Consider the following 12,316-nt stretch of genomic DNA (forward strand, 5'->3'; position numbering starts at 1 on the left):
AAAATTGATAATGCGTGCAAGGATGAGTAGAGGTGAGCTTTTTATCGTTGATGACCCTATTACGTAATAAATTCCCTCCAATTTGACCGTTTTTTGTCTTTTAAAAGCGTTAGATTGACGTTTACGATTTGGAACTGCTGGGAGTATCATTTGGCTCATAGCAATTGACGACTTTAGCGTTTCAAAGTAAGTCGTAAGTGTAGATGGGGATAGGAGATATCATCAATGAAACTAGAAGAATATGTACTCATTTCTGCACCGAATGAAGCGGGACGGTCGTTTCTCAAAGCTTTGCTTATGAGAGGTATTCCCGTTGTAGGTCTTGCGAATACAATCGAACAATTGGAATATATGCGGGAGCTTGGTCTGGTTTATACCATTATGGTTATGCAGGGCGACGAGCATAAGTGTGTACTGCCTCCAGTCCCAATCGGGAAAGTTTATTTGTTCGAGCAATCATTGCCGGCTTTATGCCAATATTTGCTCGTCTGTCGTGTATGGACTTCCAAATCAATTTTTATCATTAAGTCAGTAGCTGATCGTATCTCAAATGCCCCATCCATATATCGACAACTCGGTGCTAACCACGTACTTCTCTCCACTGGCAACGATATGAATTTCTTATTAGGATCAGAGCTTAGGGAAGATCCAGCTTCAATTAGGCTTGCTCACTAATCCCTCATATAACTATAATCAAACTTTACATTCCTACGAACAAGCCTCTTATGGTAGCTTTATCCTATATAGAGACAATTTGTGATTGTGGGGATGAAAAGGATGACTGTGAACATTGATAAATGGATCGTCGACGCTACAATTGCAGATATGCAAACGGCGTTGGAAAGCGGAGCAATTAAATCCGAGCAGTTAGTACGGGCGTATCTAGATCGTATAACACGTTATGACACGACGATTAATTCGGTATTGGAAATAAATCCAGATGCGCTGGAAATAGCGAAGGCTCTGGATATAGAACGAGAAGATTATGGCAGTCGCGGTAAGTTGCATGGCATTCCTATTTTGCTCAAGGACAATATTGATACACACGATCGTATGCATACGAGTGCGGGATCGATAGCGTTGACAGATTCTATTGCGGAACAGGATTCTTTTGTAGCGGCACGTCTCCGAGCAGCGGGTGCTGTACTTTTAGGGAAAACGAACATGACAGAGTGGTCAAACTTTATGTCTTCTCGAATGCCAGCAGGATATAGCTCAAGAGGTGGTCTAGTCCGCAACCCGTACGGGCTAGAAGAACTTTTTGTCAGCGGTTCAAGCTCAGGCTCAGCAGCTGCGGTCGCCGCTGATTTAGCAGCAGGGGCAATCGGAACGGAGACAGCTGGGTCGATAATTGGACCAGCGAGCCAACATTTCCTAGTTGGCATCAAGCCAACAGTTGGACTCATTAGCCGCTCAGGTGTGATTCCAATTTCGGTTAGCCAAGACACTCCGGGACCAATAGCGAAAACGGTAACGGATGCAGCCATTATACTAGGAGCGTTAACTGGTATAGATGATAGAGACCATGCAACGTATCGTAGTGAAAATAAATCATTCCATGACTACACACCATTTTTGGATAGAACATTTCTAGAGCAAGCAAAAATCGGAATTCCACGTCATTATTATAAAAATCTAGATGCAGAGAGACTGGCCATTATGGAAGAAGCGATTGAGACACTAAAATACGAAGGTGCAACAATCGTTGATCCTATCGAACTTCATGCGGAGCATTTGCCATGGAATAATGATGTCATTTGTTATGAGTTCAAAAAGGGACTCAATGCGTATTTATCGGGACTAGATGCGACCGTTCCAGTTCATTCCTTGGAGGAGCTAATCGCTTATAACGAACAATATGCAGATAAGGCATTAAAGTATGGGCAAGATACGCTGCAATTTTCGCAAAAGAATACGTTGACTGAAGAAGAATACCTAGCGAAGAGAATCACTTATAATGAACTAGCACTCACAAAAGGGATTGATGATGTGCTTGATCGTTACAAACTGGATGCACTGCTGTTGCCTGGGGATGTAGACGGTATGTACATTGCAGCAAGACTTGGGTATCCATTGGTGACTGTTCCTGCGGGTTATTCCGAGCATGGTATTGTTGACGGAGATGGTGATTCTACGAAAGGCCCGTTCGGAGTAGTATTCTCTGGCAGAGCTTTTAGTGAACCAACTTTAATCAAGATGGCTTACGGATTTGAGCAAGCTACAAAGCATCGTTATCCGCCAAAATTATTGTAAAAAACAGGATTTACTTTTAAATATTCATATGGTAATATTTCCAATAATATATTTAAATGCGCTGAAGAGAAGAGTAAATAACAGCAGTCTTTCACAGGGAGCCCCGGCAACTGGGAAGGGGTAGAGAAGGCGTTATTGAAGCAAGTCTCTGAGCTTCGTATCGGAATGAATGGTAGCTGACAATGATGATGCGACAGATGCTCCTGTTATCGAGCAATAGTATGGCATGTTAGGTAATGTCGTACTTAGCGAGGTTAATATGGTGACATATTAACGAAGCTGGGGTGGCACCGCGATGAACAATCTCGTCCCCAAGACTTTTGGTCTTGGGGGTGGGATTTTTTTGTTTGTCTACTAGAAGAGGGGAGCTACCGAAATGCCTATTAACTCGAAAATGAAAAGTATGCTGGAATCGTGGAAATATCCTTCATTATTGCTATTCGGAATTGGAATATCGAATGTAGGTGCTTGGATTTATTTTATAGCGTTAAATTTAATTGTGCTCGACATGACCGAATCAGCGTTAGCAGTATCTATCTTGTACCTCATTAGACCGATTGCTGCGATGTGTACGAATAGCTGGTCAGGCAGTTTCATTGATCGTATGAACAAACGTAGCTTAATGATTGGCCTTCACTTTTCACGAGCATTCCTTATTTTCTTGCTTCCATTATTCGATTCGCTGATCTATATGTATGTGCTAGTTTTCCTCATCAATATGGGAAATTCAGCCTTCTATCCAACCTCAGGAACATATATCGCTAAGTTAGTGCCACCAGAGATGAGGAAAAGGTTTAATGCGGTAAATAGCTTAATCGGTTCGGGTGCATTTATGATCGGCCCTGCAATTGCGGGATTGCTGTTCCTGATCGGTTCACCTACTTCTGCGATTTATATTAATGCAGGTGCATTAGCGATAGCAGGTTTAGTTATGCTACTGATGCCAAATCTAGAGAAGGATTCTTTTATGGAGGCGGACATTGAACGGATTTCATGGAAGGTTCTCAAGCAAGATTGGGGAGTTGTCATTACGTTTTATAGGAAGGCGCTTTATGTACTGGCGATTTGTTTATTATTCAGCGTAGTTATGGTTGTTATGGCAACTGCGGTAGACTCGCTTGAAGCTGCTTTTGCTAGAGTTGTACTTGGTCTGTCAGAGAGTGATTACGGTATTCTAGTAAGTGTAGCAGGTGCAGGTATTATTGTAGGAGCAGCAATCAATGTCATCATTGTAAAAAGAGTTGCCAATTCGATTATGATTGGAGTCGGAACGCTTGGTGTTGGCGTTGGTTATCTCATCTATGCTTTCTCGGGGACATTTGCCATTGCGGCTGTTGGATTTTTTGTACTCGCCTTTTTTATCGCTTTTGCCAATGCGGGTTACACGACATTTTACCAAAACCATATCCCAGTTGACCTGATGGGGAGGGTCGGCAGTATAAATGGATTCATTGAAGCGAGCTTAACTATGTTTGCAACCATTGTAGTTGGAGTCGCAGCAGAATGGATTTCGATCGAAAGCGCCGTGCTCGGAGGCGTCATTCTAATGGTATTGCTTGGTGTTGTATTATGCGCTTGCGTGTTGCTTCCGTCGAAGAAACGTTATTATGAGATGCCGAATGCTCACAACGTAGTCGCTTCACACGATTAAAGAGCATGCGGATATGCTTTACAAACGACTAATAGAAAAATATACTCAGTTGGAAGGATTACTGTACTATTTTGCAAAATGATCACATGCTCGTAATTTTTCAATTGAGGAGTGGACAGCAATGAGTGATTTTACAACAGTACTAAAAGAAAGACGATCCGCAACCAAGTTTCAACTAGGTGTTGAGCTGGCAGATGCGGAGTTAGATGCAATATTTCAATTAGTGAAATTTACGCCGTCAGCTTTTAATTTGCAGCATGCCCATTATGTTGTTGTAAAAGATGAAGTGGTAAAAGAGAAAGTATACGAAGCAGCCTACAAACAGTACAAAATTAAAACAGCTTCTGCCGTTATTTTGGTACTTGGAAATATGGATGCCTATCAAGAAGTAGCAACCATTAATGAAGGGCTTCTGAATTTGGGTGTGCTCAGTAAGCAGGAGTATGATCAAACGGTAGATTCGGTTACTTCTTTTTATGAAACTAGAGGGGAAACCTTTAAGCGGGAAGAAGCGATTCGTAACGCAAGTTTATCTGCGATGTCGTTTATGTTGGCGGCAAAAGATAGAGGGTGGGACACTTGCCCGATGATCGGTTTTGACCCAAAAGCGATGAGTGAAGTGCTAAATGTACCGGATAGATATGTGCCAGCAATGCTCATTACGATAGGCAAAGAAGATATATCTGCTCAAAGACCACGTGGTTACCGTAAGCCGGTTGGTGAGTTTGTGAGTAGAGATACTTTTTAAATGATTACTTAAATACATTAGATATTTATAGGGAATTGAAGACTTCTAAATTATGTTTATTGCCAAAAAAAGAGACGACTTTCATTCTTTTGAGTAGAATGAAAGTTCGTCTTTTTTGTGTGAAATGACACTACTTAATAAATCCACATGCAATACGTGCCCCGGAGTTGCCGGATGGGTCAGTAGCATAATCATCAGCCTTCTCATGAATGACGATTGCTGATCCGCCTTCCTTTAGCAAAGAATTTGGTTTGCCAGGCTGAAGAGTTACGTTCGCACTTTCGATAATTGTATTGACTGTGCCATCTGCTCCTACCTCAATATTGGGGAGATCGCCGCGATGGAAGCCTTTTGGATTGTTGAAGCCATGTTGTTTATGCTCTGGGTTTAAATGATCTCCTGCCGTTTTGAAATCGGGAGCATCACATTTCCCAACATTGTGAAAGTGAATACCATGTGTGCCTGGGGGAAGTTCTTTCGCTTCCACATGTAGCACAACCTTATCTTTTTCCTCCGTAAGCTTAGCACTGCCAATTTCTTTCCCTTCACTATTGATGATGGGAACGAGCAGACCAGCAAACTCGCTTTCTTCATGGGAACTTGCAGCAGCATAGCTGATCGTTTGTGTTAGTAGCAGCAAGGCTACTAGTAGCATTATTTTTTTCATCATATCCTCCAAATGTATGTGCAAGTAGTTTGATCGTTAGCACAACACGTATGCCAACACATCTATCATGTTCAAAAATTTGGAAACTATTCAATCGTCCAAGTTTTCAACGATTAACCAAGCAGTAATGAACAACGGTTGACAAAGGAAAGAAAACGTTGATAATATAAATGCATGCACATGCATATAATTTGGGTGAGCAATCAAAATAACGATATACAATTCAAATGTGGATGAAGGAGTGGGGACGATGAGCGATTTATTTACACCATTTGTTTGGAAGGGTCTTGAGCTGAAGAATAGGGTGGTTATGCCACCAATGTGTCAATATTCGGTGACGAAGAAGGACGGAATAGCGAATGATTGGCATTTTGCCCATTATGTTAGTCGTGCTATAGGTGGTGCGGGTCTAATCATTATTGAGATGACTGATGTCGAGCCGGACGGTCGTATAACGGACTTTGACCTTGGCTTATGGTCAGACGATCAAATTCCTGCCCTAGCGAAAATCGTGGACGCTTGTCATCAGCACGGTGCGAAGGTAGCTATTCAAATTGCACATGCTGGACGCAAAGCAGAACATGCGGACGTTCCAGTTGCTCCTTCAGCGATTGCATTCAGTGATAAATATAAAACGCCAAGAGCGCTTGAAACGACTGAGGTTCAAGAGATGGTCGAGAAATTCCGTGTTACCGCAAGACGTGCAATTGAAGCAGGGGTTGATGCAATCGAGCTACATGGTGCACACGGCTACTTGCTCCATCAATTCCACTCCCCTCTAACAAACCAAAGGACAGACCAATATGGTGAAGATTTAACCTTATTCGGATCTGAAGTTATAAAAGCTGTTAAGAGTGAGATGCCGGACAATATGCCGCTAATTATGAGAATTTCCGCGAAGGAGTATGTTGAGGGCGGGTACGGATTGAAGGAGAGTACAGCTTTCTCCAAAACGTATCAAGAAGCTGGAGTAGATATTTTCCACATTAGCTCAGGTGGAGAAGGAAGTACCGTCAATACTCCAATGGGTGCCCCTGGTTCACATGCTGGTTATCAAGTTCCGCTAGCTAGAGAAATTAAACAGGAGTTAAATGTTCCTGTCATTGCAGTAGGAAGACTGGATAATCCAGTTCTCGCTAATGCATTAATCGGTAATGAAGATGCAGATCTCGTTGCAGTAGGCAGAGGAATGCTTCAAAATCCATATTGGACGTTGGAAGCAGCACTTGCGCTAGGACAGAAGACGGATTTCCCACGTCAATATGGGGCGTCATTTTACAAACTAACAAAAGAATAACTCATTAATCAAGTATCGATTCGAAGTAATATCACATGTGCAGAGTATTAGTTCAGCTGACACTTTCGTCTAACCGTTCGTTAATTATATGGCTAGATGATATAATAACTCTACTATGTTTATCCCAAAGAACGATGCCAAAGACATGATCAGTTTGTTGCAGCGATTGGGAGAGGGGATTGCAGGATGGAGAACGAACGCAAGGATGTGCTCACTGAGAGCTGGTTGGATTTAACGAATCTATATATATCGATCACGAATGAGCTTGAACAAGCGCTGCAAGAGCGGCATGGGCTGTCGTTAAAGGAATTTTATATGCTTTATTTTTTGCATTTAACGCCAGACAAAAGATTAAGACTGCAACAGCTTGAGGCAATGGTCGGGCTTAGTCAGAGCGCAATGTCTAGACTCGTCAGTAGGTTTGAAGCAAAAGGATGTGGAGCGCTCGAACGGTATACGTGTGATACAGATCGCAGGAGCATCTATACGTCATTAACAACGTATGGCCAAGAGAAGGTAGACTTGGCATATACAACCTACAGCACTGTTTTAAGTGAGGCATTCCCGGATGAGCGCATCGGTGGACTCATTAAAGAATTAGTTGGTTTGCGTGAACAAAAGAAATAAGCGAACGGTATATAAAAAGCGGAGTGTTCAAGGGCGTTGCGACCCTGCGAACACTCCGCTTTTACGTTTCATACATGACTTGTCCGCTCAAAGAGAGATCATAGCTGGCAATGGCTAGGAGCTCTTGCTGAAACTGATTTGAACGTATAATGTGCAACAGATCCTCGATCCATTTATCATTTTCTAGTTTCTTAAGCATAACAAGATCATACCGTTCTTGTATAAGTGGTATGAAGTCGATTTGCTTTACAACTGAAGCTGCCTGTGCTGTACCAATACCCACATCTGCTTCTCCAGAAGCTACTTTTGCAGCGACAGACAAGTGATTGCTTTCGATGTTATTATAGCCAACTAGATCCTCCGGTTTAATACCATGTAAACGGAGCTGTTCATCGAGCAGGACGCGTGCGCCGGAGCCGCGCTCTCGGTTTACCAGTCGGAGTCCCTTTTGCTGAAGATCGGTCCAGTTTGTAATACCGAGCGGGTTGCCTTTTGCCACATATAGTCCCGCTGGACGAGTTAATAGATTAACGACTAGATAAGAAGTGCCAATAAGCAGTTTACGGATATAAGGGATGTTGTATTCTCCGCTGTCCCCGTCCAGCAAATGAGTACTGACTATATCGGAATGACCTTGATACATACTAATAAGACTGTCGAGGCTGCCAGCATTAGATCGTAGAGTACGAATGCCTCGCAGTTCTTTCTCCATATGTCGTGCCAATATGTCCAGACTAATGTCCTGTCCTGTGATGACGATGGAACTGGACTGTACTTCAGTAGGTAGTATGGATAAGTTTATAGTTGCAGCCTTACTTTTTTGCTTGTATGCTTCCAAGTCGGAGGCGTCGACCCGCATTTGCTTACCTACTCGATAAGAGGATAATTCACCCTTTTTGATCAAGTCATAGACGGTCAGCTTAGATATTTTCAGTAACTTCGCTAGTTCGTCTACGGTATAAGATACCTCTTCTGACATTCAAAATCGCCTCTATTCACCTAAATGAAAGTCTTTTACGACTATTATTGTAACACACTCCAATTTGTACACGCGCCTGCAAAATAGTAGCTATACATATACATGTTTAAAGAAATAGATAGAGCTATATAAAAGAAACAGCGGCAGTTAAGAGTGAACATAACGCCCTAGACTGCTGCTGTTTTATTAAGTTATCGTTTTTTGTTAGTGCAACGATACTAACACTTGCAAATCATCAATAGGTTACCATCTGGATCTTTAAAGTTAAACCAATGTCCATTCTCTATTTCGGTAACAAGTTCTATTTTACGATCTTTTAAGAATTGGTAAGCCTTATGTATATCGTCAGTATTAAAATGAAAGGCAGGATTTCTTAAGTATGAATCGACATTGTAAATATTGCTGTCTAAGACAAGGTGCATTCCGTTATTATCAAATGGTATACAGCAAAGATGTTCAGCGATAATATCAAACGTAGGCTCTAAATCAAGAATAGAACAGTACCATTTTCTTGCTTCTTTAATGTCACTTACTGGGATGAAAATGGCTCCAACCTTACTCAAAATAATGCTCACATTACTCACACTCCCTCATTATCGTACCGACATAATATCGAATAAATTATACTATTTTTAGGTGAAAAAGGTTATTTTTTCATTTCGACTGCCGTTAGTTCATTAAAAAAGACTGCTTAACTTATACATGCAAAAGACGACCGTCTACGGCTGGCAGTCGTCTTTTGCATGTACCTAACAAGTTACAAACCTCTTTTTTGGGAAAATGATATAGTTGTATCAGGACAAATTATTTCATTTCGCTTATACTACCTATATCTATTTATATCTAAACATAACGAAAAGGGAGAATTGAGAATGAAGTTTTTCAAAAAAGGTGTCCTCTTAGTAACAATTCTTGTTATGGCCTTCACAATGAGCGCTTGCGGATCTTCAAAAGATTCGAGCGTTGCAAGTGGAGAAAAAGTAGAATTGACGATCTCAGCCGCGGCAAGTCTAACAGATGCGCTGAATGAGCTTGAGCTTACATTTGAAAAAGAGTATAAAACGATTGACCTCGTCTTTAACTATGGCGCATCCGGTGCTTTGCAACAGCAAATCGAGCAAGGTGCTCCAGCCGACATCTTTTTATCTGCAGCAGTCAAAAATATGAAAACACTCGTAGAAAAAGGGTTGGTTGAGAATGGAAAGCAACGTAATCTTCTATCGAACGAGCTTGTCGTAGTTGTGCCAAAGGATGGCATGCTGAAGCTGGCAGAGCTGAAGGATTTATTGCAAGAAGGCGTTAAGAAGATCGCAATAGGTATACCAGAGAGCGTACCAGCAGGAAGTTATGCAAAGGAAGCTTTAGTTAGTGCGAGTATTTGGGATCAAGTAGGAGTGAAGACGGTTCAAGCGAAAGACGTTAGAGGCGTACTTCAGTATGTAGAGACTGGCAATGTTGATGCTGGATTTGTATACAAAACAGATGCACTCGCTTCTAAAGCAGTGAGTATTGCGTTCCCTGTTGACCCAGCTACGTATTCGCCTGTACTTTATCCAGTCGGAATTGTGAAGGCAACTAAACATGCTGATGAAGCTCAAAATTTCTATGAATTCCTACAAACGAAAGAAGCAACTGACGTATTTGTGAAATACGGCTTTAACGCTGCAAAATAAGGGATGGTTATAGACTGGCCCCAATTTTGGCCACCGATTTTATTGTCGCTGCAAGTCACTTTGGTGGCAAGCGTAATAGCCGCTATCGCAGGAATTGCGGCGGCTTGGTGGATGTCGAAGAAACATTTTAGAGGGAAAATTATAGTTGAAACGTTATTTATGCTGCCGCTTGTTCTGCCGCCTACCGTTGTTGGTTTCTTGCTTCTAGTAGCACTCGGTAGACGAAGTATATTTGGTAAGTTCGCTGAATGGCTATTCTCTGCACCAGTATTGTTTTCCCCATGGGCAGCGGTTATCGCTGCCGTTGTTGTCGCATTCCCGCTCGTCTATCAGACGATGAGGGTTGGCTTCTCCTCGGTAGATCAGGAAGTAGAAGAGTCAGCCCGTTCAGCGGGAGCAAGTGAGTGGCAAGTGTTCCGCTATATTACGTTACCTATGGTAATACGTGCGGTCATGACGGGTTATATTCTCGGTTTCGCCCGCGGGTTAGGTGAATTTGGAGCGACTCTAATGATTGCTGGCAACATTCCAGGGAAAACACAAACGATCCCGACAGCGATTTATGTTGCTGTTGACTCAGGTAATATGCCAATGGCTTGGGCATGGACGATTGGTATGATTGCTATTTCGTTCATGATGTTGCTTGCAACGGGAAGATTAAAACGATAATGGTAGCAAACTAAAGACACCATTTTAGTAACAGCAAACAAGCGACAGAGCAGCGGGGTTAGTTCTCATCAACCGCTAATGTCGCTTTTTATCTCTCCATCAAATATTTTATAATACTTATTTTCTGATTGCTTGAAGGGCTTAAATACACCATTGTTGAAATCCGTACCATAAGCTTTGAAAAATAAACCTTCCTCTTCACCATTAGGTGCCGAGCCAAGTTTCAGCTCCTGGCCGTGTGTCATAGGAGTTAAATATGCTTTAACCCCGGGTTCATATTCGTCCTGAATATGAGCCTTTTCGCGTTCAACAGCAACGACATGTAAATCTATGAAATCGAGTTGTTTCAAAATATCATTGCTGATAGAACCCTTCATTATTACTTCCCAGCGAGTACGCGCGGATTGTCCCATAATGATATGGGTAATCTGCCTGCGCTTGGCCACAGCTACAATAGTATCAGCGATATGCCGAGTCTTGCTCTCTTCCGTTACAAACTCAGCTCGCAGCTCTGCAGCAAGTCCCTTCCATTCTGCAATGTAATGCAATTTCGTTTCGTTATACTCATTATCTCTAAGTGGATTAATGGTCAGAATGGTGAGTGTTGCTTGAAGAGCCGCGGCAATCTTTGCACCTCGACGAATTAACGTTTCTCCATTTGGCCCATAGCTGACACAAACTAATACATTTTCCTGTCGATATCGTTCACTCATTACAATAACCCCTTCTTTTGAGGACATGGCAAATAACCGTGGAAGAGAACAACCACAGTTTCTGGGGGTCCTCTCTCATTGTGTCTACGAGGTTAGCTGACGGATTCGGGTATGAGAGTACCCTACTCGGAACATTCCAAGATTCACCCCGCACCGATTCATGTATAGATTCGGTGATTGGTTCCCCCGATTTCCCTAATTGGAAATTCGACAATGAAGCTATTTTTTATTCATAATACTCGCTTAGTAATTTAATGTAAATATAAGATTTAGCCTAAATATGTTCTTGGTGCAGGCAGCAGCCCCTTAATTTGTGATAGTGAGAGATAACGAGAGAAAAGAAGAGTATTCTTTCGATAATGGTCATTGTAAACGCTAATTTCCATGTCAATATACGGAAAATGGAGCAAGAGGGGCCATTTATCAGCTTTGCACTTTACCAATAACAGGAGTAAGATTCGATTATGAATTGTTGCTTCCGAGTGGAGCAATGGAATTGCGTTCTTAATCGCTAAATTTCCCTTCGGGGAAAACGGGGGACCCAAACGTTAACTATCCGATCGGTGTGAGAGCCGTACGATAAGAGACATGGGGTGAATCACTTAAGTAGCCTTGCCATGGATAGGCGACTTAAGCGTAGGGCGACTCTCACTGCCCGAATCCGACAGCTAACCTCGTCAGCGTTATTTGAGAGAGGATGTGACTTGTGATCGTGTAAGTTAACGACCGCAGGGCGACATACGCCTCTGTGGTTTTTTGTTGTCTAAATTTCAATTTTCACATGTAAGACGCTGAGTTTCTGATATCAGAAAGCGGGGGAACCAACGGATTTCAATCATGAGAGAGTTCATGATTCGAAGTCCCGGGGTGAATCCGGACCTTGCTAGGTCCGGTAGGGCGACTCTCACGCCCGAATCCGACAGCTAACCTCGTAAGCGTACTCGAGAGAGGCAAATTGCTGCTCATTAGCATTAACGAAGTTTATTTCGTAATGCCTAAGAAGCCGTGAGGAACCCCTCCTCCACAGGCTTCTTTTTTT

At 42.4% G+C, this 12,316-nt stretch carries 12 protein-coding genes, 3 riboswitches and 1 other annotated feature; of the genes, 8 read left to right on the forward strand and 4 right to left on the reverse strand.

The window, feature by feature from the left end:
* Window positions 1-225: 225 nt before the first annotated feature.
* From I6N90_RS21800 to I6N90_RS21815, 4 genes are all read left to right on the forward strand, one after another.
* A complete protein-coding gene (locus I6N90_RS21800; protein WP_197937776.1) occupies window positions 226-675 on the forward strand; it encodes a hypothetical protein in 450 nt (149 codons plus the stop codon).
* Window positions 676-777: 102 nt separating this feature from the next.
* The gene (locus I6N90_RS21805; RefSeq protein WP_197937777.1) at window positions 778-2,253 is read left to right on the forward strand and encodes an amidase family protein; all 1,476 of its coding nucleotides are present in this window, start codon (window positions 778-780) and stop codon (window positions 2,251-2,253) included.
* Window positions 2,254-2,305: 52 nt separating this feature from the next.
* Window positions 2,306-2,569, forward strand: a binding site (T-box leader).
* Between the two features lie 78 nt (window positions 2,570-2,647).
* Window positions 2,648-3,904, forward strand: coding sequence for an MFS transporter (locus I6N90_RS21810; protein WP_197937881.1), 1,257 nt, complete (start codon window positions 2,648-2,650; stop codon window positions 3,902-3,904).
* Window positions 3,905-4,025: 121 nt separating this feature from the next.
* On the forward strand, window positions 4,026-4,652 hold the full coding sequence (locus I6N90_RS21815) for a nitroreductase family protein (protein WP_197937779.1): 627 nt from the start codon (window positions 4,026-4,028) through the stop codon (window positions 4,650-4,652).
* Window positions 4,653-4,782: 130 nt separating this feature from the next.
* Here I6N90_RS21815 and I6N90_RS21820 read toward each other — a convergent pair whose 3' ends face one another.
* Window positions 4,783-5,322, reverse strand: coding sequence for a superoxide dismutase family protein (locus tag I6N90_RS21820; protein WP_332262493.1), 540 nt, complete (start codon window positions 5,320-5,322; stop codon window positions 4,783-4,785).
* Between the two features lie 247 nt (window positions 5,323-5,569).
* Here I6N90_RS21820 and I6N90_RS21825 point away from each other — a divergent pair, with 247 nt between their 5' ends.
* Window positions 5,570-6,616 carry an NADH:flavin oxidoreductase/NADH oxidase gene (locus I6N90_RS21825; RefSeq protein WP_197937782.1) on the forward strand — a complete coding sequence of 349 codons (1,047 nt, stop codon included), beginning with the start codon at window positions 5,570-5,572 and terminating at the stop codon, window positions 6,614-6,616.
* A gap of 186 nt (window positions 6,617-6,802) precedes the next feature.
* Window positions 6,803-7,243: a MarR family winged helix-turn-helix transcriptional regulator gene (locus I6N90_RS21830; protein WP_197937784.1), complete on the forward strand. Its 441-nt coding sequence runs from the start codon at window positions 6,803-6,805 to the stop codon at window positions 7,241-7,243.
* A 61-nt stretch (window positions 7,244-7,304) separates the two neighbouring features.
* Here I6N90_RS21830 and I6N90_RS21835 read toward each other — a convergent pair whose 3' ends face one another.
* Window positions 7,305-8,222, reverse strand: a complete 918-nt coding sequence (locus I6N90_RS21835; RefSeq protein WP_197937785.1) for a helix-turn-helix transcriptional regulator — start codon at window positions 8,220-8,222, stop codon at window positions 7,305-7,307.
* A 218-nt stretch (window positions 8,223-8,440) separates the two neighbouring features.
* Complete coding sequence (locus I6N90_RS21840) at window positions 8,441-8,797, reverse strand: VOC family protein (RefSeq protein ID WP_197937786.1); 357 nt, start codon at window positions 8,795-8,797, stop codon at window positions 8,441-8,443.
* A 297-nt stretch (window positions 8,798-9,094) separates the two neighbouring features.
* Here I6N90_RS21840 and modA point away from each other — a divergent pair, with 297 nt between their 5' ends.
* Complete coding sequence (gene modA / locus I6N90_RS21845; protein WP_197937787.1) at window positions 9,095-9,895, forward strand: molybdate ABC transporter substrate-binding protein; 801 nt, start codon at window positions 9,095-9,097, stop codon at window positions 9,893-9,895.
* A 3-nt stretch (window positions 9,896-9,898) separates the two neighbouring features.
* Window positions 9,899-10,564, forward strand: coding sequence for a molybdate ABC transporter permease subunit (gene modB, locus I6N90_RS21850; protein WP_197937788.1), 666 nt, complete (start codon window positions 9,899-9,901; stop codon window positions 10,562-10,564).
* Between the two features lie 68 nt (window positions 10,565-10,632).
* Here modB and I6N90_RS21855 read toward each other — a convergent pair whose 3' ends face one another.
* Window positions 10,633-11,277: a universal stress protein gene (locus I6N90_RS21855; RefSeq protein WP_197937789.1), complete on the reverse strand. Its 645-nt coding sequence runs from the start codon at window positions 11,275-11,277 to the stop codon at window positions 10,633-10,635.
* A gap of 65 nt (window positions 11,278-11,342) precedes the next feature.
* A riboswitch (cyclic di-AMP (ydaO/yuaA leader) is annotated at window positions 11,343-11,500 on the reverse strand.
* 276 nt (window positions 11,501-11,776) lie between these two features.
* Window positions 11,777-11,976: riboswitch (cyclic di-AMP (ydaO/yuaA leader) on the forward strand.
* An 80-nt stretch (window positions 11,977-12,056) separates the two neighbouring features.
* Window positions 12,057-12,230, forward strand: a riboswitch (cyclic di-AMP (ydaO/yuaA leader).
* Window positions 12,231-12,316: the final 86 nt, after the last annotated feature.

The organism is Paenibacillus sp. GSMTC-2017 (assembly GCF_016019935.1).
GTDB lineage: Bacteria > Bacillota > Bacilli > Paenibacillales > Paenibacillaceae > Pristimantibacillus.

What these genes read in the sequence shown, in the direction of transcription:
- I6N90_RS21800 (WP_197937776.1), top strand. Translation starts at nt 226, where the DNA reads ATGAAACTAGAAGAATATGTACTCATTTCTGCACCGAATGAAGCGGGA.
- I6N90_RS21805 (WP_197937777.1), top strand. Translation starts at nt 778, where the DNA reads ATGACTGTGAACATTGATAAATGGATCGTCGACGCTACAATTGCAGAT.
- I6N90_RS21810 (WP_197937881.1), top strand. Translation starts at nt 2,648, where the DNA reads ATGAAAAGTATGCTGGAATCGTGGAAATATCCTTCATTATTGCTATTC.
- I6N90_RS21815 (WP_197937779.1), top strand. Translation starts at nt 4,026, where the DNA reads ATGAGTGATTTTACAACAGTACTAAAAGAAAGACGATCCGCAACCAAG.
- I6N90_RS21820 (WP_332262493.1), bottom strand. Translation starts at nt 5,322, where the DNA reads ATGATGAAAAAAATAATGCTACTAGTAGCCTTGCTGCTACTAACACAA.
- I6N90_RS21825 (WP_197937782.1), top strand. Translation starts at nt 5,570, where the DNA reads ATGAGCGATTTATTTACACCATTTGTTTGGAAGGGTCTTGAGCTGAAG.
- I6N90_RS21830 (WP_197937784.1), top strand. Translation starts at nt 6,803, where the DNA reads ATGGAGAACGAACGCAAGGATGTGCTCACTGAGAGCTGGTTGGATTTA.
- I6N90_RS21835 (WP_197937785.1), bottom strand. Translation starts at nt 8,222, where the DNA reads ATGTCAGAAGAGGTATCTTATACCGTAGACGAACTAGCGAAGTTACTG.
- modA (WP_197937787.1), top strand. Translation starts at nt 9,095, where the DNA reads ATGAAGTTTTTCAAAAAAGGTGTCCTCTTAGTAACAATTCTTGTTATG.
- modB (WP_197937788.1), top strand. Translation starts at nt 9,899, where the DNA reads ATGGTTATAGACTGGCCCCAATTTTGGCCACCGATTTTATTGTCGCTG.
- I6N90_RS21855 (WP_197937789.1), bottom strand. Translation starts at nt 11,277, where the DNA reads ATGAGTGAACGATATCGACAGGAAAATGTATTAGTTTGTGTCAGCTAT.